This window comes from Serratia sp. CY52157 (genome assembly GCF_052168495.1).
In the GTDB taxonomy this organism is placed as follows: domain Bacteria; phylum Pseudomonadota; class Gammaproteobacteria; order Enterobacterales; family Enterobacteriaceae; genus Serratia; species Serratia ureilytica.
In genome coordinates this window covers 47,715-68,499 of sequence record NZ_JBJNMO010000010.1, presented here as the reverse complement: position 1 = coordinate 68,499, position 20,785 = coordinate 47,715, and the positions used below count along the sequence as shown (strand labels likewise).

General features: G+C 60.3%; 20 protein-coding genes. 11 read left to right on the top strand and 9 right to left on the bottom strand.

Annotated features, from left to right (window positions below):
• Positions 1 to 52: 52 nt before the first annotated feature.
• The 5 genes from cysE to ACJ8IP_RS23360 form a co-directional block, all read right to left on the bottom strand.
• The gene (gene cysE, locus ACJ8IP_RS23380; protein ID WP_025304676.1) at positions 53 to 874 is read right to left on the bottom strand and encodes a serine O-acetyltransferase; all 822 of its coding nucleotides are present in this window, start codon (positions 872 to 874) and stop codon (positions 53 to 55) included.
• A gap of 106 nt (positions 875 to 980) precedes the next feature.
• A complete protein-coding gene (gene gpsA, locus ACJ8IP_RS23375; protein ID WP_033645202.1) occupies positions 981 to 2,000 on the bottom strand; it encodes an NAD(P)H-dependent glycerol-3-phosphate dehydrogenase in 1,020 nt (339 codons plus the stop codon).
• Entirely contained in the window at positions 2,000 to 2,470 is a 471-nt protein-coding gene (gene secB / locus ACJ8IP_RS23370; RefSeq protein ID WP_004931139.1) for a protein-export chaperone SecB, read from the bottom strand. Before secB ends, gpsA begins: the two co-directional genes overlap by 1 nt.
• 57 nt (positions 2,471 to 2,527) lie before the next feature.
• Entirely contained in the window at positions 2,528 to 2,776 is a 249-nt protein-coding gene (gene grxC, locus ACJ8IP_RS23365) for a glutaredoxin 3 (RefSeq protein WP_004931142.1), read from the bottom strand.
• Positions 2,777 to 2,804: 28 nt separating this feature from the next.
• A complete protein-coding gene (locus ACJ8IP_RS23360) occupies positions 2,805 to 3,239 on the bottom strand; it encodes a rhodanese-like domain-containing protein (protein WP_033645201.1) in 435 nt (144 codons plus the stop codon).
• A 297-nt stretch (positions 3,240 to 3,536) separates the two neighbouring features.
• On the opposite strand from ACJ8IP_RS23360, the gene gpmM reads away from it, so the two are divergent.
• Genes gpmM through ACJ8IP_RS23345 form a run of 3 tightly spaced genes read left to right on the top strand, consistent with a single transcriptional unit; the run spans position 3,537 to position 7,381 of the window.
• Positions 3,537 to 5,081, top strand: coding sequence for a 2,3-bisphosphoglycerate-independent phosphoglycerate mutase (gene gpmM / locus ACJ8IP_RS23355; protein ID WP_033645200.1), 1,545 nt, complete (start codon positions 3,537 to 3,539; stop codon positions 5,079 to 5,081).
• Positions 5,082 to 5,090: 9 nt separating this feature from the next.
• On the top strand, positions 5,091 to 6,425 hold the full coding sequence (gene envC, locus ACJ8IP_RS23350) for a murein hydrolase activator EnvC (protein WP_028128084.1): 1,335 nt from the start codon (positions 5,091 to 5,093) through the stop codon (positions 6,423 to 6,425).
• 2 nt (positions 6,426 to 6,427) lie between these two features.
• Positions 6,428 to 7,381, top strand: coding sequence for a divergent polysaccharide deacetylase family protein (locus ACJ8IP_RS23345; protein WP_164107321.1), 954 nt, complete (start codon positions 6,428 to 6,430; stop codon positions 7,379 to 7,381).
• A gap of 41 nt (positions 7,382 to 7,422) precedes the next feature.
• On the opposite strand, the gene tdh is transcribed toward ACJ8IP_RS23345, so the two are convergent.
• Positions 7,423 to 8,448 (bottom strand): L-threonine 3-dehydrogenase, encoded by a 1,026-nt coding sequence (gene tdh, locus ACJ8IP_RS23340; protein WP_033645198.1) that lies wholly within the window; start codon positions 8,446 to 8,448, stop codon positions 7,423 to 7,425.
• 9 nt (positions 8,449 to 8,457) lie between these two features.
• Positions 8,458 to 9,654 (bottom strand): glycine C-acetyltransferase, encoded by a 1,197-nt coding sequence (kbl, locus tag ACJ8IP_RS23335; RefSeq protein WP_033645197.1) that lies wholly within the window; start codon positions 9,652 to 9,654, stop codon positions 8,458 to 8,460.
• A 240-nt stretch (positions 9,655 to 9,894) separates the two neighbouring features.
• On the opposite strand from kbl, the gene rfaD reads away from it, so the two are divergent.
• The 6 genes from rfaD to ACJ8IP_RS23305 are packed head-to-tail and all read left to right on the top strand — an operon-like array spanning position 9,895 to position 16,271.
• On the top strand, positions 9,895 to 10,824 hold the full coding sequence (rfaD, locus tag ACJ8IP_RS23330) for an ADP-glyceromanno-heptose 6-epimerase (RefSeq protein ID WP_033645196.1): 930 nt from the start codon (positions 9,895 to 9,897) through the stop codon (positions 10,822 to 10,824).
• Positions 10,825 to 10,846: 22 nt separating this feature from the next.
• Positions 10,847 to 11,893 (top strand): ADP-heptose--LPS heptosyltransferase RfaF, encoded by a 1,047-nt coding sequence (gene rfaF, locus ACJ8IP_RS23325; protein WP_099784775.1) that lies wholly within the window; start codon positions 10,847 to 10,849, stop codon positions 11,891 to 11,893.
• A 2-nt stretch (positions 11,894 to 11,895) separates the two neighbouring features.
• Entirely contained in the window at positions 11,896 to 12,861 is a 966-nt protein-coding gene (gene rfaC, locus ACJ8IP_RS23320; protein WP_164107319.1) for a lipopolysaccharide heptosyltransferase RfaC, read from the top strand.
• On the top strand, positions 12,858 to 14,024 hold the full coding sequence (locus tag ACJ8IP_RS23315; RefSeq protein ID WP_164107317.1) for a glycosyltransferase: 1,167 nt from the start codon (positions 12,858 to 12,860) through the stop codon (positions 14,022 to 14,024). Before rfaC ends, ACJ8IP_RS23315 begins: the two co-directional genes overlap by 4 nt.
• Positions 14,025 to 14,052: 28 nt before the next feature.
• Complete coding sequence (locus ACJ8IP_RS23310) at positions 14,053 to 15,294, top strand: O-antigen ligase family protein (RefSeq protein ID WP_442524531.1); 1,242 nt, start codon at positions 14,053 to 14,055, stop codon at positions 15,292 to 15,294.
• Complete coding sequence (locus tag ACJ8IP_RS23305; protein WP_164107315.1) at positions 15,291 to 16,271, top strand: glycosyltransferase; 981 nt, start codon at positions 15,291 to 15,293, stop codon at positions 16,269 to 16,271. The genes ACJ8IP_RS23310 and ACJ8IP_RS23305 overlap by 4 nt, the downstream gene beginning before the upstream one ends.
• Positions 16,272 to 16,307: 36 nt before the next feature.
• Here the strand turns inward: ACJ8IP_RS23305 and ACJ8IP_RS23300 are convergent, their stop codons facing one another.
• A complete protein-coding gene (locus ACJ8IP_RS23300) occupies positions 16,308 to 17,402 on the bottom strand; it encodes a glycosyltransferase family 9 protein (RefSeq protein ID WP_147881332.1) in 1,095 nt (364 codons plus the stop codon).
• A gap of 8 nt (positions 17,403 to 17,410) precedes the next feature.
• Entirely contained in the window at positions 17,411 to 18,367 is a 957-nt protein-coding gene (locus ACJ8IP_RS23295) for a polysaccharide deacetylase family protein (RefSeq protein ID WP_042785585.1), read from the bottom strand.
• A gap of 210 nt (positions 18,368 to 18,577) precedes the next feature.
• Here ACJ8IP_RS23295 and rfaQ point away from each other — a divergent pair, with 210 nt between their 5' ends.
• Positions 18,578 to 19,660, top strand: a complete 1,083-nt coding sequence (gene rfaQ, locus ACJ8IP_RS23290) for a putative lipopolysaccharide heptosyltransferase III (protein WP_442524530.1) — start codon at positions 18,578 to 18,580, stop codon at positions 19,658 to 19,660.
• A complete protein-coding gene (locus ACJ8IP_RS23285) occupies positions 19,657 to 20,784 on the top strand; it encodes a glycosyltransferase family 4 protein (protein WP_042785587.1) in 1,128 nt (375 codons plus the stop codon). The genes rfaQ and ACJ8IP_RS23285 overlap by 4 nt, the downstream gene beginning before the upstream one ends.
• Position 20,785: the final 1 nt, after the last annotated feature.

Sequence of the window (20,785 nt, the reverse complement as noted above, 5' to 3'; positions counted from 1 at the left end):
GAAAAACACAGGGGGAGCCGAAGCTCCCCCTGAATGGCCCCGCAGGCACGGCTTAGATGCCGTCGCCGTACTCGAATCCGTGGTTGGTGCCGTTGAAGTATTGATCCATATCCATCGACGGCGTATCGCTCTCCGGGCGCCCGACGATACGCGCCGGTACGCCGGCGGCGGTGGTGTGCGGCGGCACCGCCTGCAAGACCACCGAGCCTGCGCCAATCTTGGCGCCCTTGCCCACTTCGATATTGCCGAGAATTTTGGCGCCGGCGCCAATCATCACCCCTTCGCGAATTTTCGGGTGACGGTCGCCGCTGGTTTTACCGGTACCGCCCAGGGTGACCGACTGCAGAATAGAAACGTTGTTTTCCACCACCGCCGTTTCACCAATCACGATGCCGGTGGCGTGGTCGAGCATGATGCCGCAGCCGATGGTCGCCGCCGGGTGGATGTCTACGCCGAAGGCGACGGAAATTTGATTTTGCAGGTAGATCGCCAGCGCTTGCCGCCCTTGCTGCCACAGCCAGTGGCCGATGCGGTAAGCCTGCAGCGCGTGGAACCCTTTCAGGTAAAGCAGCGGCGTGGAGTATTTATCGACCGCCGGATCGCGCAGCCGCACCGCGAGAATATCGCGCGCCGCCGAAACGATCATCTGATTGTCGGACTTGTAGGCCTCTTCCACCACCTCGCGCACCGCGATGGCGGGCATGATCGGCGTCGCCAGCTTGTTGGCCAACATATAGCTGAGCGCGCTGCCCAGGTTCTCATGCTTGAGCAACGTCGCATGGAAAAAGCTGGCCAGCATCGGTTCACAATCAGCCAGTGCTCGCGCTTCTGATTTAATGCTGTTCCAGACCTGTTCCAACTCTTCTGACGACATCACATACCCCTTTGCCTTGCCAAACGGGCCGCTTCACACAGTGGCGCGGAGCGGCCCAGGTCATTTGCGGGGTCAGCATTCCGCTGCCCCGACATATCGTTTTATGTCACGCGCTGGGCTTTTCGTCCTTTCGGGCTCGCCCCAGCAGGCTCAGCGCCGCTTCGCGGGCGTCCTTGTGGCAGTAAAGCACCTGATAGATCTGTTCGGTGATCGGCATTTCCACGCCGTGCCGCTGCGCCAACGCCAACACCTCTTTGGTATTGCGATAGCCCTCGACCACCTGACCGATGCTGTCCTGCGCTTCCTGCACGCCTTTGCCCTGCCCCAGCATAATGCCGAAGCGGCGGTTACGCGACTGGTTGTCCGTGCAGGTTAGCACCAGATCCCCCAGCCCCGCCATGCCCATGAACGTCGAAGGGTCGGCGCCCAGCGCAGAACCCAGACGGCTCATTTCCGCCAGCCCGCGCGTAATCAACGCGGTGCGGGCGTTGGCGCCGAAACCGATGCCGTCGGACATGCCGGCGCCGATGGCGATCACGTTCTTCACCGCGCCGCCAAGCTGAACGCCAATGAAGTCGGGATTGCTGTAGACGCGGAAGCTCTTGCCGCAGTGCAGCAGCTGTTGCAGATCGTCGGCGAACTGCGCATCGGTCGCCGCCAGCGCAATCGCCGTCGGCAGGCCGGCGGCCAGCTCTTTGGCGAACGTCGGCCCGGAGAGCACCGCCAGCGGGATCGCCTCGCCCAACGCCTCACGCGCCACGTCCTGCAGCAACCGGCCGGTTTCAGCCTCCAGCCCCTTGGTGGCCCACACGATGCGGGCGTCAGGGCGCAGATGCGGCTTCAGCTGGCGCAACACGTCGCCGAACACATGGCTCGGCACCACCACCAGCACGTCGCGGCTGGCAGCCAGCGCACGCGCCAAATCGGCTTCAAGCAGCAGGGTATCGGGGAAAGGAACGTCGGGCAGAAATGCCTGATTGCAGCGATCGCGCTGCAACGTTTGAATTTGCGCGGGGTTATGCCCCCACAACACCACGGTGTGGCCGTTACGCGCCAGCGTGATGGCCAATGCGGTGCCGTACGAGCCGGCACCGATGACAGTCATTGAAGCATTGACGGTGTTCATCAGGCATCCTGATGTGGTGCGGCACCTTCGCCTTCCGCCTGCTGCTGCAGATAGTTCATGAACAGCGCGTCAAAGTTGACCGGTGCCAGGTTCAGCTGCGGGAATGTGCCGCGGGAAACCAGGCTGGTGATGCACTCGCGCGCATACGGGAACAGGATGTTCGGGCAGTATGCGCCCAGGCAATGCGCCAGCTGCGTGCCTTCGATGCCTGCTACCGAGAAGATGCCCGCCTGTTGCACTTCGCACAGGAACGCCGTCTCTTCGCCCAGGGTCGCCGTCACGGTTACGCGCAGTACCACTTCATACACTTCGTCAGCCAGTTGGCTGGACGCGGTATCCAGATCAAGTTTAACTTCCGGCTGCCATTCCTGCTGGAAAACCTGCGGCGCGTTCGGCGCTTCGAAGGAGATGTCCTTGGTATAAATACGTTGGATCTGGAAAGCCATTTCAGTGCTGTTTTGTTCTGACATGTGAGTAATACCCTTGGTTAAACGTCCTTATTGACACTCGGTGAACCGGCAAGCTGCTTAAAGCAGCGGATCCAGGCCGCCGCGAGCATCGAGTTCATATAAATCATCACAGCCGCCGATATGCCGGCCGTCGATGAAAATCTGCGGCACGGTGGTGCGCCCGCTGCGCTCGATCATCACTTCGCGCTTGGCGTTATCGCCGTCGATGGCGATCTCGTTAAACGCCGCGCCCTTGCTGTTCAACAGCGCCTTGGCGCGATGGCAGAACGGGCAAGTCGCTTTGGTGTAGATATCAATGTTAGCCATGGATTGCCACCTCAAATAGGTTTAACGGTTACTTGCCGCGCACCAGCGGCAGGTTTTCTCCGCTCCAGCCGGCGATGCCGTCTTTCAGCATCGTCACCTTTTCAAAACCGGCCTTGCTCAGGTTCTCCGCCGGTTCGCGGGAGGCGGTGCCGTTGGCGCACACGACGATGATCGGCTGCGCTTTGTGTTTTTCCAGCTCGCCCAGGCTGCCGCTTTTGATTTCGCTGGCGGTCAGGTTGATGGCGCTGGCCAGGTGACCACGGCGAAAATCGTCGCGGCTGCGGGTGTCAACCACCACGGCATCTTCTTTGTTGATCAGGCGGATAGCTTCACCGCGAGCGATCTCTTTGACCTTGGAGAAACGGCTTTTGAAGGTCATGACGATCACGGCGACCAGCAGAGCGATCCAAGCCAGGCTCAGAATAGGGTGTCTGCTTACGAATGGCATAATTTCTTGCAGCATGGGGTGTAACAACTCCCGTCAGTTAAGGGATAAATAAGTCAAGGTTCCAGAGTATACCTGCCGAGTGCGGCAAATACAGCCAATAAGCAAGCGCGATTGTAGAAACTGCGGGCTGCGCTGAGAAATTCCCGAGGTCAGAGCATAAAAGCCCGCGCGATTCGCCGCAACCTTGATCTCTTTGGGCTATTTATCGCCGGCGGCGGTGTAAAATCAGCCGGTTTTTCGAGGGCGAACAGCCATGCTTCCGGCGGGCGCATGGCTATTCGCAGCTTAAAAAGTTCATAAGAGGTCAATGCAATGTCGAGCAACAAAAAACCGATGGTACTGGTGATCCTGGACGGTTACGGCCACCGTGAAGAGCGGCAGGACAACGCGATCCTGAACGCCGGCACCCCGGTGATGGATCGCCTGTGGCGGGAGCAGCCGCATACGCTGATCGCCGCTTCAGGGCTGGATGTCGGCCTGCCCGACGGCCAAATGGGCAACTCCGAAGTCGGCCACGTCAACCTGGGCGCCGGGCGCATCGTATACCAGGATCTGACCCGGCTGGACAAAGCGATCGCCGACGGCGACTTCTTCGCCAATCCGGTCCTGACCGCCGCCGTCGATAAGGCCGTGGCGGCCGGCAAAGCGGTGCATATCATGGGCCTGCTGTCGCCGGGCGGCGTGCACAGCCACGACGAGCACATCCTGGCCATGATTAAACTGGCCGCCCGGCGCGGCGCCAAAGCCGTCTATCTGCATGCCTTCCTCGACGGACGCGACACGCCGCCGCGCAGCGCCGAAGCCCCGTTGCAGCGCTGCCGCGAGGCCTTCGCCACGCTGGGCGTCGGGCGCATCGCTTCACTCATTGGGCGCTACTACGCCATGGATCGCGACAACCGTTGGGATCGCGTGCAGCTGGCCTATGACCTGTTGACCGCGGCCAAAGGCGACTACGTGGCCGACGATGCGGTAGCCGGTTTGCAGGCCGCCTACCAGCGCGGTGAAAACGACGAGTTCGTCAAACCGACCGTCATTCGCGCCGCCGGCGAGGCCGATGCCGCGATGCAGGACGGCGATGCGTTGATCTTCATGAACTTCCGCGCTGACCGCGCGCGCCAGATCACCCGCGCCTTCGTGAACGCGGATTTCGACGGTTTCCCACGCGCCAAACAGGTGCAGTTCGGCGATTTCGTGATGCTGACCGAATACGCCGCCGACATCGACACCGCCTGCGCCTATCCGCCGGCGTCGCTGGCCAACACCTTCGGCGAATGGCTGATGAAGCACGACAAAACCCAGCTGCGCATCTCGGAAACCGAAAAATACGCCCACGTCACCTTCTTCTATAACGGCGGCGTGGAAGCACCGTTCAAAGGGGAAGACCGCGTGCTGGTCAATTCGCCGAAGGTCGCCACCTACGATCTGCAGCCTGAGATGAGCGCCGCCGAACTGACCGACAAACTGTTGACCGCCATCCGCAGCGGCAAATACGACGCCATTATCTGCAACTACCCGAACGGCGACATGGTGGGGCATACCGGCGTGTATGAAGCGGCGGTCAAAGCGGTGGAAACGCTGGACGCCTGCATCGCCCAGGTGGTTGACGCGGTGCGCGACGTCGACGGTCAGTTGCTGATCACCGCCGATCACGGCAACGCCGAGCAGATGCGCGATCCGGCCACCGGCCAGGCGCATACCGCCCACACCAGCCTGCCGGTGCCGCTGATTTACGTCGGCAAACCGGCGCAGGCGGTCGAAGGCGGCAAGCTTTCGGACATCGCGCCAACTCTGTTAACGCTCATGGGAATGGAAATCCCGCAAGAGATGACTGGTAAGCCGCTGTTCATCGTGGAATAATCCTTCTCCATGAGGGAGAAGGCGTTTTTTGCACTATCAAGGGTAACCCGAAGCGCAAACGCAGGCAGCCGGCCGCTGCCTGAACGCACCGCGCCAAGGACGTTCACCGCCATGTGCGCCAGCGTATTTTGCGCTGGCGTCTTGCTGTTGCCGCTCGCCGGCCAGGCGGCGGAAGACAATAAATCCCAGCTGAAAGACATTCAGCAGAGCATCGCCGAGAAAGAAAAAGCGGTGAAGCAGCAGCAACAGCAGCGCAGCTCGCTGCAGGATCAGCTGCGGCAGCAGGAAAAAACCATCGCCCAGGCCAGCCGCCAGTTGCGCGACACCCAGGGCACGCTCACCCAGTTGGGCAAGGACATTTCCGGCCTGAACGCCTCGATCGCCAAGCTGCAAAAGCAGCAATCGACCCAGCAAAACCTCCTCGCCAAACAGCTTGACGCCGCCTTCCGGCAAGGGCAGCACAGCGCCGTGCAGCTGATCCTCAGCGGTGAAGAAAGCCAGCGCAGCGAACGTATTCTGGCCTATTTCGGTTATCTGAACGAAGCGCGCCAGAAAACCATCGAAGAGCTGAAACAGACCCGCGCCGAGCTGGCGAAGCAAAAAACCACGCTGGTGGCCAAACAGGGCCAGCAAAAATCCTTACTGAGCGAACAACAAACGCAGCAGCAGAAGCTGGAGCAGGCGCGCGGCGCCCGCAAGAAAACGCTGACCGCGCTGGAAGCCTCGCTGGAAAAAGACCAACAACGCCTGGTGGAACTGCGCCAAAACGAAGCCCGCATGCGCGACAAGATCGCCCGGGCGGAGCGCGAAGCCCGCGCGCGCGCCGAACGCGAAGCGCGCGAAGCGGCCAAGGTGCGCGAACAGGTGCGCATCAAGGAACAGCAGGCGAAGAAAACCGGCACCACCTACAAACCTAGCGAAGCCGATCGCTCGCTGATGGCGCGAACCGGCGGCCTCGGCCGTCCGGCCGGCCAGCTGATGTGGCCGGTGCGCGGCCGCACGCTGCACGGCTTTGGCGAGCAGCAGCAGGGCGAGCTACGCTGGAAAGGCATGGTGATCGAAGCCCGCGAAGGCAGCGAAGTGAAAGCCGTCGCCGATGGCCGCGTGCTGCTGGCCGACTGGCTGCAAGGCTATGGCCTGATGGTGGTGGTCGAACACGGTAAAGGCGACATGAGCGTGTACGGCTATAACCAAAGCGCGTTGGTCAACGTCGGGGCGCAGGTGCGCGCCGGCCAGCCGATCGCTCTGGTCGGCACCAGCGGCGGCCAGGGAACGCCGTCGCTCTATTTCGAAATCCGTCGTCAGGGACAGGCGGTTAACCCACTGCCGTGGTTGGGAAGATAGATTTGCGCTATGTCAAAACCCGTACAGCTCTGTTAATGGGCTGTCTGCTGCAGGCTTACGCTGCGCAGGCAGGAAAACTCTCCATCGTCATCGATGACGTGGGCTACCGCCCCCACGAAGAAAACGCGGTGCTGCAAATGCCGACGGCGATCTCGGTCGCAGTCTTGCCCAACGCGCCGCACGCCCGCCTGATGGCCACCCGCGCCCACAGCCAGGGCCGCGAAGTGCTGATCCACATGCCGATGGCGCCGCTCAGCAAGCAGCCGCTGGAGCGCGATACCCTGCAGCCCGCCATGAGCAGCGACGAGATCCAGCGCATCATCCGCAACGCGGTGAACAACGTGCCTTACGCGGTCGGCATGAACAACCACATGGGCAGCGCCATGACCTCCAGCCTGCCGGGCATGCAGAAAGTGATGCAGGCGCTCGAAAGCTACCGTCTGTACTTCCTCGACAGCATGACCATCGGCAACAGCCAGGCGACCCGCGCCGCGGCCGGCACCGGCGTGAAGGTGATCAAACGCAAGGTGTTCCTCGACGATACCGCGAACGAAGCCGATATCCGCCGTCAGTTCAACCGCGCGGTTGAACTGGCGCGGCGCAACGGTTCCGCCATCGCCATCGGCCACCCGCGCCCGGCAACGGTGAAAGTGCTGCAGCAGATGCTGCCGTCGCTGCCCGCCGATATCGTGCTGGTCAAACCGAGCGCGCTGCTGAACGAACCGCAGGGCAACGGTGGCGGCAGCTACGTCCCGCCGCCGTTCAAACCGCAAAAACCGCAGCCGAAGAACCCGTTCAGCGGCGGCATCAAACAGTGCAAGGTCAAACCGCCGAAGGAAAAAACCAACGCCGGCACCGCGCTGGGCGTTATCGCCGACAGCATTGCCACCTCGCCGCCGGTGACCTTCATCAAGCGTCATTGGCAGCACTGGACGCAAACCAAACCGCAAGCATAAAAAAAGGGCCGGAATTCCGGCCCTTTTCACGCCTGCCGAGATCAATCCCAGCTCAGCACCACTTTGCCCGACTTGCCGGAGCGCATGGCGTCGAAGCCCTGCTGGAACTCGTCGATCGAGAAACGGTGGGTGATGATCGGGGTCAAATCCAGACCGGACTGGATTAGCGCCGCCATCTTGTACCAGGTCTCAAACATTTCGCGGCCGTAAATCCCTTTGATAAACAGCCCTTTGAAAATCACCTGGTTCCAGTCGATCGACATATCCGAAGGCGGAATGCCCAGCATGGCGATGCGCCCGCCGTGGTTCATGGCGTTCAGCAGCGTGCGGAACGCCGGCGGCGCGCCGGACATTTCCAGACCGACGTCGAATCCTTCGGTCATGCCCAGCTCGGCCATCACGTCGTTGAGGTTTTCCTTGCTGACGTTCACCGCGCGGGTCACGCCCATCTTGCGCGCCAGTTCCAGACGATATTCGTTAACGTCGGTGATCACCACATGACGGGCGCCGACGTGCTTGCAAACCGCCGCCGCCATGATGCCGATCGGGCCGGCGCCGGACACCAGCACGTCTTCCCCGACCAGATCGAACGACAGCGCAGTATGCACCGCGTTGCCGAACGGATCGAAGATCGAAGCCAGTTCGTCGGAGATGTTATCCGGGATCTTGAAGGCATTGAACGCCGGGATCACCAGATATTCCGCGAAGCTGCCCGGACGGTTCACGCCCACGCCGATGGTGTTGCGGCACAGGTGCGTGCGGCCGCCGCGGCAGTTGCGGCAGTGGCCGCAGGTGATGTGGCCTTCGCCGGACACGCGATCGCCGATGCTGAAGCCTTTGACTTCCTGACCGATCGCCACCACTTCGCCCACGTATTCATGGCCGACCACCATCGGAACCGGAATGGTTTTTTGCGACCACTCGTCCCAGTTGTAGATATGCACATCGGTGCCGCAGATCGCGGTTTTGCGGATTTTAATCATGATGTCGTTGTGGCCCAGCTCCGGCTGAGGCACGTCGGTCATCCAAATCCCTTCTTCCGCTTTCAGTTTTGACAGTGCTTTCATGGTTTTACCTTATGCAATAACGCCAAGATCCTTACCGATACGTGTAAACGCCGCCACTGCGCGTTCGATTTGCTCCGGGGTGTGGTCGGCGGACATCTGGGTGCGGATGCGCGCCTGGCCTTTCGGCACCACCGGATAGAAGAAACCGGTCACATAGATGCCTTCCTTGAGCAACGCATTGGCGAATTCCTGCGCCAGCTTCGCCTCCCCCAGCATGACCGGGATGATGGCGTGATCGGCGCCGGCCAGGGTGAAGCCGGCGGCGGTCATTTTTTCGCGGAACAGACGCGCGTTGGCCCACAGGCGATCGCGCAGCGCATCGCCCTCTTCCAACAGTTCCAGCACTTTGATCGACGCGGCGACGATCGCCGGCGCCAGCGAGTTGGAGAACAGGTACGGGCGCGAACGCTGGCGCAGCCACTCCACCACTTCTTTCTTGGCGGCGGTGTAGCCGCCGGACGCGCCGCCCAGCGCCTTGCCTAACGTACCGGTAATGATATCGACGCGGCCCATCACTTCGCAGTATTCATGGGTGCCGCGCCCGTTGGCGCCGACAAAGCCCACCGCGTGGGAGTCATCCACCATCACCAGCGCCTGATACTCGTCCGCCAGATCGCAAACCCCTTTCAGGTTGGCGATCACGCCGTCCATCGAGAACACGCCGTCGGTGGCGATCAGAATGTGGCGCGCGCCGTCGGCTTTGGCCTGTTTCAGCTGCGCGGCCAGCTCGGCCATGTCGTTATTGGCGTAGCGATAGCGCTTGGCCTTGCACAGCCGCACGCCGTCGATGATCGACGCATGGTTCAACGCATCGGAGATAATGGCGTCTTCCGGACCGAGCAGGGTTTCGAACAGCCCGCCGTTGGCGTCGAAGCAAGAGGAGTACAGGATCGCGTCTTCCATGCCCAAAAAGGCCGCCAGTTTCTGTTCGAGCTGCTTGTGGCTGTCCTGGGTGCCGCAGATGAAGCGCACCGACGCCATGCCGAAACCGTGGCTGTCCATCCCCGATTTGGCGGCGGCGATCAGCGCCGGATGGTTGGCCAGGCCCAGGTAGTTATTGGCGCAGAAGTTGATCACATGGCTGCCGTCGGCGACGGCGATGTCCGCTTGTTGCGCGGAGGTAATGATGCGTTCTTCCTTGAACAGCCCTTCACTGCGCGTGGCGGCAAGCTGTTGTTCCAACTGCTGATAAAAAGACGCTGACATTCGGTTATCTCCAGGATTGGGCTAATTGCGGCATATTTTACTGATTTGTAACCAAACTGACGAGAATGCGCGGGAGAGAATATTAAAATTGCAGCAGATATCACGGCAAACGGCGGACTTCAATGGCAATGCGGGATATTCGGAGCCCTTCCGCTGTTTGCCGCGGCATGAAATGCTATGATAACCGCCATTGAGCGTGGGGCATTGTGCCCCACCAGGCAGCTTAGCAGGGGTAACCCAATGATTATCGTTACTGGCGGCGCCGGCATGATCGGCAGCAACATCATTAAGGCACTGAACGACAAGGGATATCGCGATATCCTGGTGGTGGACAACCTGAAAGACGGCACCAAGTTCGTCAACCTGGTCGATCTGGACATCGCCGACTATATCGATAAAGAAGACTTTATCGCCAGCATCGTGGCCGGCGACGATCTGGGCGAGATCGAAGCGGTGTTCCACGAAGGCGCCTGCTCTGCGACCACCGAGTGGGACGGCAAGTACATGATGGACAACAACTATCAGTACTCCAAAGACCTGCTGCACTACTGCCTGGATCGCGAGATTCCGTTCCTGTATGCCTCCTCCGCCGCCACTTACGGCGGCCGCGAAGAGTTTATCGAAGAGCGTCAGTATGAAGCGCCGCTCAACGTGTACGGCTATTCCAAATTCCTGTTCGATCAGTACGTGCGTGAGATCCTGCCGGAAGCGGACTCGCAGATCTGCGGCTTCCGCTACTTCAACGTTTACGGCCCGCGCGAAGGCCACAAAGGCAGCATGGCCAGCGTCGCCTTCCACCTGAACACCCAGATCAACCGCGGCGAAAACCCGAAACTGTTCGCCGGCAGCGAAAACTTCAAGCGTGACTTCATCTACGTCGGCGACGTGGCGGCGGTCAACCTGTGGTTCTGGGAAACCGGCAAATCCGGCATCTTCAACTGCGGCACCGGCCGGGCGGAAACCTTCCAGGCGGTGGCTGACGCGGTGGTGGACTTCCATCAGCAAGGCGCGGTGGAATACATCGAGTTCCCGGAGAAGCTGAAGGGCCGCTATCAGGCGTACACCCAGGCCGATCTGACCAAGCTGCGCGCTGCCGGCTACGACGCACCGTTCAAAACGGTCGCCGAAGGCGTGAAAGAGTACATGGCCTGGTTGAACCGCACCGCATAAGCTGAAGGAATTAACGCTGGGTATGAAAATACTGGTTATCGGCCCTTCTTGGGTTGGCGACATGATGATGTCGCAAAGTCTCTATCGCACCCTGAAGGCCGAATACCCGTCGGCGGAGATCGATGTGATGGCGCCGGCCTGGTGCCGCCCGTTGCTGGCGCGCATGCCGGAAGTCAATCAGGCGCTGGCGATGCCGCTGGGCCACGGCGCGCTGGGGCTCGGCGAACGCCGCCGCCTGGGGCGCGCTCTGCGCGCCAACCGTTACGATCGCGCTTACGTTCTGCCCAACTCGTTCAAATCCGCGCTGGTGCCTTTCTTCGCCGATATCCCGCAACGCACCGGCTGGCGGGGCGAAATGCGCTACGGCCTGCTGAACGACGTGCGCGTGCTCGACAAGGCCGCTTTCCCGCTGATGGTGCAGCGCTATGTGGCGCTGGCCTATGACAAAGGCCGCGTTCAGCGCGCCGGCGATCTGCCGCAGCCGCTGCTGTGGCCGCAGCTGCGGGTGAGCGACGAAGAGATCGCCGAAACCACCTCAGCTTTCAACCTGACCGACAGCCGCCCGATCGTCGGCTTCTGCCCAGGCGCGGAGTTCGGCCCCGCCAAGCGCTGGCCGCACTATCACTACGCGGCGCTGGCTCAACGGCTGATCGAGAGCGGCTATCAAATCGCGCTGTTCGGTTCGGCAAAAGACCATGAGGCCGGCGAACAGATCCGCGCCGCGTTGCAGGACGACGCGCGCGATTTCTGCCTTAATCTGGCCGGAAAAACCCAGCTGGAGCAGGCGGTGATCCTGATCGCGGCCTGCCGGGCGGTGGTCAGCAACGACTCCGGTTTAATGCACGTTGCCGCAGCGTTGAACAAACCGCTGATAGCCTTGTACGGCCCAAGCAGCCCCGACTTCACGCCGCCGCTCTCCGACAAGGCGCGGGTTATCCGCTTGATCAGCGGCTACCACAAGGTGCGTAAGGGCGATGCCGAACAGGGGTATCACCAAAGTTTGATCGATATTCAGCCGCAGCAAGTGTTGGATGCGCTGACGCCGTTGCTTGTCGCCAGCGAGGAATAGTCATGCAGGTGTTAATCGTAAAAACGTCCTCGATGGGAGACGTGCTGCATACGCTGCCCGCCCTGACCGATGCGCTGCAGGCCATTCCCGATATCCGCTTCGACTGGGTAGTGGAAGAAGGTTTCAGCCAAATCCCCACCTGGCACCCGGCGGTGGATCGCGTGATCCCGGTGGCCATTCGCCGCTGGCGCAAAAACTGGTTCGGCAGCGACACCCGACAGCAGCGCTGCGACTTCAAGCGCGCGCTGCAAGAACGCCGTTACGACGTGGTGATCGACGCGCAGGGCCTGATTAAAAGCGCCGCGCTGATCACGCGCGTCGCCAAGGGCAACAAACATGGCCCGGACTGCAAAAGCGCGCGCGAACCGTTCGCCAGCTGGTTCTACAACGTGCGCCATGAGATAGACAAACGGCAGCACGCAGTGGAACGCACGCGCGAGCTGTTCGCCAAAAGCCTCGGCTACGATAAACCGGGCAGCTACGGCGACTATGCCATCGCCGCGCGCTTTCTCAGCCAGCCGCCGGCCGATGCCGGTCAATATCTGGTGTTTTTGCACGCTACGACCCGCGACGACAAGCATTGGCCGGAGCAGAACTGGCGCGAGCTGATCGCGCTGACGGTCGACAGCGGGCTGAAGATCAAACTGCCCTGGGGGGCGGAGCATGAACATCAGCGCGCGCTGCGGTTGGCGGAAGGTTTCCCACATGTCGAGGTGCTGCCGAAGCTCAGCCTGCAGCAGGTGGCTGACGTGCTGGCGGGCGCCAGGGGCGTGGTCTCGGTCGACACCGGGCTCAGCCATTTGACCGCCGCGCTCGATAAACCGAACATCACGCTGTTTGGGCCGACCGATCCCGGCCTGATCGGCGGCTACGGGCAAAATCAGCACTCGCTGATTTCGCCGGAAAAAAGCATGGCGACAATCGACGCCGATACGGCATGGCAGGCGTTGCAAAAGGTTATAGCATGAAAAAACTGCACATTATCAACCTGGGTAAAATGGGCGGCGTCGAGCGCCTGTTCCTGCAGTACATCAACGATACCACCGACGGCAGCAACCAGGTCCTGTGCATCAGCGGCGACATCGGCGAGGAGATCCGCCGCCAGTTGCCGGCGCACCAGCCCGTCACCTTCGCCAACCGCCTGATCAATGCGCTGCCGCTGCGCTGCCCGCAGTTCCTGCGAAAATTTCTGTTGAAGTGGAAAATCGAGCGGGCCAACGCCGACGTGGTGATCGTCTGGGACCTGGTGCCGGGGCTGGCGGCCAAACCCAAGCGCGGCAAGCTGGTTTACTACGATCACGGCTGCTCCTGGCGCTACCCGAAAAATCAAAAGACGCTGCGTTTCTTCGCCATGCTGGACGGCGTGATTTCCGCCTCACACGCCTCGAAACGGGTGATGGAGCTGCGCTTTAATCTGCCTTGCCCAAACCACGTGGTGATCAACCGCATCAAGACGCCGGCGGGGATCGACAACACGCCGAAAACGCTGTCACAGCCGATCAGAATCGGCACCGCCTCGCGTCTGGTCAGCCTGAAAGGCATCAGCGTTTCATTATTGATGATGCAGGAACTGCTGCGACGCGGGCATGACGTCACGCTGGAAGTGGCCGGCAAAGGGCCGGATCGCGCGGCGTTCGAGACGCTGGCGGCCCGGCTCCAGCTCGGCGATCGCGTCACCTTCAGCGGTTACCAGGATGACGTCGCCGGCTTCTTCAATCGCACGCACATCTACATGAGCACGCCGATCACCGAGCCGTTCGGCTTGTCCTGCATGGAATCGCTCTATTTCGGCGTGCCGGTCATCTTCCCGCAGGTTGACGGCCAGCCGGAAGCGGTGAAAGACGGCATCTGCGGCATTGGCCTGGTTCCGTCGGTCACCATCGAACAACACCGGCAGCTCACCGATATCGAGGTCGACTTCCCGCATGAAGTCTACGATCCGTTAACCGACAGCCTGGTGTCGCCCAAGCTGTTGTCGCATATCGACTGCGCGGATGCCGTTGAGACATTGCTGGCGGGCGAAACCTACCAGACGTTGAGCCGAAACGCGCAGCGCTATCCTGCTGAACATTTCAACTATGCTCAGTTCAAAGCTGAGTTTGACGACACGCTGCGATCCTTCATCGTTTAATCAACACGTGAGCCGGAAAACACGCCCGATGCTAAAACAAAAAACGCCGCACCCTGCCTTCAGTTATCTGATTTATCTGGGATGTGCCATCGCTTTTTGCACCATTCCTTTCGGTTCCGCGACCGGACGCAATCTGTTTTACGTTTCCAGCTACATCGCCTTTATCGCCGTTTGCCTGTATCCGCGCTACTACTTCAGCAACGTTAAAAATCTGCTGTTGCCCGCGCTGATGTTCTGCGTCGGCATGGGCACCATCCTGTGGATGCATCATTTCAAACAGCCGGGCGAATATATCAATGTTTATCGTTCCTATATGTCGACCGGCAAACTGCAGCTCGCGACCGCTTTCATTTTGCTGATTGCGCTCAATGAACGGCTGTGCGTGCAGCGCCTGCTGATCGTCGTGGCCCTCGTTACCGGTTTGGCGGTCAACGGCTATTCCCTCTATCAAGGATTGCGGCTGGATATTCCTCGTGTGGAGCTCAACTTCGATCGCGCCACGGTCGTTGCCTACCTGATGACGGCCATCGATCTGGTGATGATGCAAGCCATCCTGATGCTGCGCACCCGCTACCGTCTGATGCTGTACATTGCGGCGTTCCTGCTTTCCTTCTCCGCGCTGGTGCTGACCGGCACGCGTGCGGCGATGCTGGTTTACCCGGTGGCGGTTTGTCTGTCGCTGCTGGCGACCAAACATCTGGTATCCAGAAAACACAAGTTTGTGCTGGTCTCCTCGGTACCGTTGTTGCTGCTCATCTGCGGATTCGTCTTTAAGACGCAGATTGAACAACGCATTGCCGACTTCAAAACCAACATGCAACTGATCGATAAACCCGAGATAGATAACTCCATCATTTCCCGTCTATCGATGCAGGTGATTGCATGGCGTACAGGAACGGATGCCCCATGGGGTCAATCCGCCGAGCAGCGCGGTGAAGAGATCCGCGCCATCGTTGCGCAGCAACCGCACCTGTCTGGCGTCATGCCTTACATCAACGTGCATCTGCATAACGAGCTGCTGGAGACCTATTCGCTCAAGGGGGTCTGGGGGGCGTTGCTGTTGCTGGCGCTGTATATCGGCCTGTTCTTCTCTTCATTCCGGCCGCAGCGCAACGCGCTGCTGCTGAGCGTGAGCGCCAGCCTCTTCGTTTACGGTCTTAGCGACGTCATCTTCTTCAGCACGGAAGGCACCGTCATATTCTGTCTGGCGCTGATCGCCGCCGTGCTCTCCGTGGCGAAACCGCCTTTCGCCCAGGAGCAGACCGCGTGAAAACTCATCAGCCACCGCTGCTCAGCGTTATCGTGCCGTTTTACAATAACGAAGCGTTTGTCATCGCTGCGCTGGATTCGTTATTTACGCAGATTTCTGATGAGATTGAGGTGGTCATCATCGACGATGGCTCTACCGATGCGTCAGGGGCGCTGGTCAGCCGGTATCTGGCGCAGCGGCAGCATCCGCACGTGGCTTTTATTTCACAGGCCAACGGCGGCATTGCGCACGCCCGCAATGTCGGCCTGCAGCTAGCCACCGGGCGCTACGTCACCTTTCTCGACGGCGACGATCTGCTGAGCGACGACTATCTGGCGATCCTGCGGCCCCTGCTGATCGCCGATGAATATGACCTGATCGATTTTAATTATCAGAAGTTCACCGAACAACCGCCGAAACCCGAGAACCGCGCGACACAGCCCGCAGCCTACGACTTTTCCTCGTTGGGGCTGGGCAGCCTGCAACCGCTGTTCGCACGCTCGATGTGGCATCTCTGGAGCCGGGTATATAAGCGCACGCTGCTGGCAGGGGAAACGTTCGAAGACGGCAGGCGTTATGAAGACGTGATTTTCACGCCTTTTCAGTATTTCAAAACTCGCCGCATCGCCCATCTTGACTGCGAACTCTATTTCTACCGGGATAACAGCCAGGGCATCACCCGCAATATCAAACCCAAAGATATTGAAGATTTGCTGTTCGCCATGGAGAAGATGCTGCGCTTTGTGGCGCAGCATCTTGGGGATGAGCCGCTGCGCCGGTTGGCCGCCCTGATGCTGGCCAACTGCTTTTCCGAGGTGAAAAGCATGTCGAAGGCGGTGTACGGTTATTATCATTACGCGCCGGCAACGCTGCAAATTCTGCGCCGCGCCGCCGCTGTCTGCCGCAACAGCGACGTGCCGGGCAAAAAAGTCCGCCAGATGCGCTATGCGCGAGTGGATACCTTTCTTTCGAAGCTGCGCGGGCGCAAACCACGCTAACCGCATCGGCCTGGCGGCCGATGCGTCGCCGCACCTCTAGCGCGCTAAAGGCACGTGCGCGACCAGTTCGTCATAAATCCGCTGCGGCTGAATGACCCCCATCGGGCTTTCCGCCTCCAGCGGCATCGTATAGCCGGTGCGCGACACCTGAATGATGCGGTGCAGTTCAGGATCCTGAATCGGCCCGGTGGAGCGTGAATCGGCGGTCACGAACAGGCTGATGGTTTTCACCTTCAACGCCACCGCCAGATGCAGCGGCCCGGTGTCGCCGGTGACCAGAACATGGAAACTGTCGAGCAACGTCAGCAAGCCTTGCAGCCCCGTTTTACCGATCTGATTATCCACGCAGGGCTGCGTTTGCGGGCCGATCAGGCTCATAAACTGCTGGGCCTTGCCGTCGTCAAGCGGTGCGCCAATCAGCACGATGCGCACATTGGGGTGCTTCGCCACCAGCTCATCGGCCAGGCGCGCATAGTGCGACACCGGCCAGCAACGCGACTCCGTCGATGCCCCCAGTTGAAAACCGATGGTGGGATGGTCGCTGCTTTTGACGCCGCGCTGATAGTCCACGGGAATTTCCATCGTCGGATCGTCGCTGCGGCAGCCCAAAATGGAAATCAGCTCCAGTTTGCGGCGCACGAAATGGCCGTAATAATGGAAGATATAGTTGGTTAACCAAGGTTCCAGCCCGCAAATGCCCGAGCTGTAGTTATCCCTGATGATGTACTTTGCCCCCGCCATGATGGCGCTGATGATGTCATAAGGCAGGTGAGAGTGCAGGATCAGCGCCAAATCCGGCTGATGTTCGCGCAGCGATTTCAGCAATGGGCGTATCGTCTTGATCTTGCTGTCCCAATACACCACGCGATCGTAATAGCGGCCGTTTTCCACCAGTTCGCGGTTTTTCTTGTGCACCACCAGCGTGATGTGCGCGTTGGGATAGCGTTCCCTCATCGCCCTCAATGCCGGCGTGTTGAACATGAAGTCGCCCAACGCCGTGGTGGAATAGATGACGATATTGTCAAACTGCTGGGCGCCGTCGAACGTCGCCTTGTCCTGAAAACGGCCGTACTTCGCCGTATAGCGCCGCAAGAACCAGTCGGCAACCTTAATTTTCCATTTCTTCGACATGTGCGTGCTTAGTTCGCTTTAAGTTGATAATACTCGGCCAGCGTCATGCCCACCGTGCGCTGCTGCAGCCAGTCAAACAGCTGCTCCAGATCGCGGTACAGCACTTCGATATCCTGCTCGGTTTTGAACGTCGGGCTGCCGCCCGGCATAAACTCGGAGGAGTGCAGCATAAACTCGACGTAGTCATGCCCCTGCGCCAACGACGTCTCGGCCACGCTTATCATCTTGGCCACGTTGCCGCCACTCGGCCGCAGCCAGTTGACGGACGGCGAACGCCGCTTGCCGCGCAGCCGATCATAGCCCTGCTTGAACGCATTCATCAGCGCCGAATGCTTGTACTGGATGCTCATCGGCACTTCCAGCAGCGACGAAGCGCCCGGCTTGGCGATGTTCTGCGGATCGATGAAATAGGCGTGCGACGGGAACCGGCTGTAATCGGTACCGCCGTTGCCCTGCGGGTTGCCCGGCGAAAACTGCCAGTTGACCCGCGGCGTAACCGAACAATCCACCTGATAGCCGTATTCCAGCAGCAGTGAGGCATAGTATTCGTTGAACGCCCAACGGCCGGCGCGATGGCTGAGCATTTTGGTCTGGAAGGCGTCCTCCAGCAGTTTGGTCATGTGGTCGACTTTGGCGCGTATCTGATCGGCGGGATACTCGATCAAATAAGGCTTGTGGCGCCAGTCGTCATCGGTGAGCGGCGTCAGCGGCGGGCTGTTCCAGGCGTGCAGATGCATGCCGACTTCACCGGCGCCGCGGGCGATCACGTCACGCGCGAACTCGACGTAAGCCGGATCCATCGCCATTTCATAGTTGGTGAGATAAACCGGCTTGAAGGCATATTTCTCGCACAGCGCCTGAAAGCGCGGCAAGAAACGCGTGTTTTCGGTCGCGATGCGATCGTGGTTTTGCCACAGATTATCGCCTTCGGTATCAATGGTGATGAGAAACGCCGGTTTAGTCATGAATATCGAACCTGATATCAACAGAATACGCTATGTTACGCAGGCCGTTTCGCCAGGGCAAACGACTTTGCTGCCTGGTTTGGACAACGTTGAAGCGCATTCGTCCCTGCTCCGGCGATTTTTTTGCGGCTCGGCAAGAAAACCGAGCAACAGTAGCCACATGCGATCGGGTCATTTAGAATCAAAGATTGGTTTCCCAGAAAGCGACTCATGATGAACGACGCGCCAACCCTAACTTCCGCCCCATCCGTACAGCGTATTCTGATCATAAAACTGCGCCACCACGGCGATATGCTGCTGGTCACGCCGGTCATCAGCAGCCTGCGGCAAAACTACCCGCAGGCCCGGATCGATGTGCTGCTGTATCAGGAAACGCAGGAGATGCTGGCCAGTAATCCGGAACTGTCGACCCTGTTCGCCATCGATCGCCAATGGAAAAAACAGGGCGCCCGCGCTCACCTCGGACATGAGCTGGCGCTGCTGCGCCGCCTGAAGGCGCAGCGCTACGATCTGGTGGTCAATCTGGCCGATCAGTGGCGCAGCGCCATCATCACACGCCTGACCGGCGCGCGCATCCGTTTGGGCTTCGATTTCCCCAAACGCCGCGGCTTCCTGTGGCGCCACTGCCACACGCAGCTGGTGCCGGTAGACAATCACGCCCACTTGCATACCGTCGAACAAAATCTCTCGTTGCTGGCGCCGCTGAACCTGCCCGCGCTCAATGAGCATGTCACCATGAGTTATGATCCGCAGGATTGGCAGACCTGTGAGCAACTGTTGCAGAAACAGGGCGTCGCCGGCAGTTATATTGTGGTGCAGCCCACCTCGCGCTGGTTCTTCAAATGCTGGAGCGAAGAGAAAATGGCCGCCACCCTCACCGCCTTGCAGGCCGACGGCCACCAGTTGGTGATCACCTCCGGCCCCGACGCCAGAGAAAAAGCCATGGTCGAGCGCATTTTGGCGCTCTGCCCGCCGCAGGGCGTAATCTCGCTGGCCGGCCAGCTGACGCTGCGCCAACTGGCCGCCCTGATTGACCACGCCAAGCTGTTTATCGGCGTGGACTCGGTGCCGATGCATATGGCCGCCGCGCTGCAAACGCCGTGCGTGGCGTTATTCGGCCCTTCCAAGCTGACTTTCTGGCGGCCATGGCAGGCTACCGGCGCCGTGATCTGGGCCGGCGACTTTGGCGAACTGCCCGACCCGGACGCCATCGATACCGGCACCGATGAACGATATCTCGACCTCATTCCTACAGACGCGGTGATTGCAGCCGCGCGGAGCACGCTGGCATGAAAGCATTTCGTTTGGCGATCGTTCGCCAAAAATACCGCCCGGACGGCGGAGCCGAACGTTTCGTTTCCCGCGCCCTGGAGGCGCTGGAGCAACAGGATCTCGATCTGAACGTCATCACTCGCGAATGGCAGGGTGACGCCAATCCAAACTGGCATATTCACCTGTGTAACCCGTTGAAACTCGGCCGCATCAGCCGCGAACGGGGCTTCGCCGTGGCGGCCAGGGCGCTGTGGCAGAAAGAGCGCTTCGATCTGGTGCAAAGCCATGAGCGCATTCCCGGCTGCGATATCTACCGCGCCGGCGACGGCGTACACCGCCGCTGGCTGCTGCAACGCGCGCGGCTGCTGCCGGAGTGGCGCCGCAAATGGCTGTTTTCCAACCGTTATCATCGCTATGTGATGTGCGCTGAGCGCGCCATGTACGCCGCACCGGAGTTGAAAGCCGTCATCTGCAACGCCGAGATGATCAAACGGGAAATCATCGCCGACTTTGGCGTGCCCGCCGACAAAATCACGGTGATCTATAACGCCATCGACAATCAAAAGTTCCCGCCCGCCGACGAGGCCCAGCGCCGACGCCTGCGTGAACAATATCAGATCCCGCAACAGGCGCACTGCCTGATCTTCGTCGGCTCCGGTTTCGAGCGCAAAGGGCTGGCCGCCGCCATCCGCGCCGTGGCGGCGACCGACAGCCACCTCTTGGTGATCGGTAAAGACAAAGCCGAAAAGCGTTACCGGGCGCTGGCGCAGTCGCTGGGCTGCGGCGATCGCATTCACTTTATGGGCGTGCAGAAGCAGACTCTGCCGTTCTATCAGGCCGCGGATGCGCTGCTGCTGCCGACGCTGTACGATCCGTTCCCGAATGTGATTCTGGAAGCGATGTCCTGCGGCCTGCCGGTTGTCACCAGCACCACCTGCGGCGGCGCCGAGTTTATCACCCCGGGCCAGAACGGCTTTGTGACCGACGCGCTCGACGTGCCGGCCATCACAGAAGCCATTCGGGCGCTGCCGCGCCAGGCGCTGGGATCCTCCATGGGCGAAGCGGCAAGATTGCGCATTATGACGGCTACGCCGGCGCATCTCTCCGAACAGCTCATTTCCCTCTATAACCGGTTACTGGATTAGC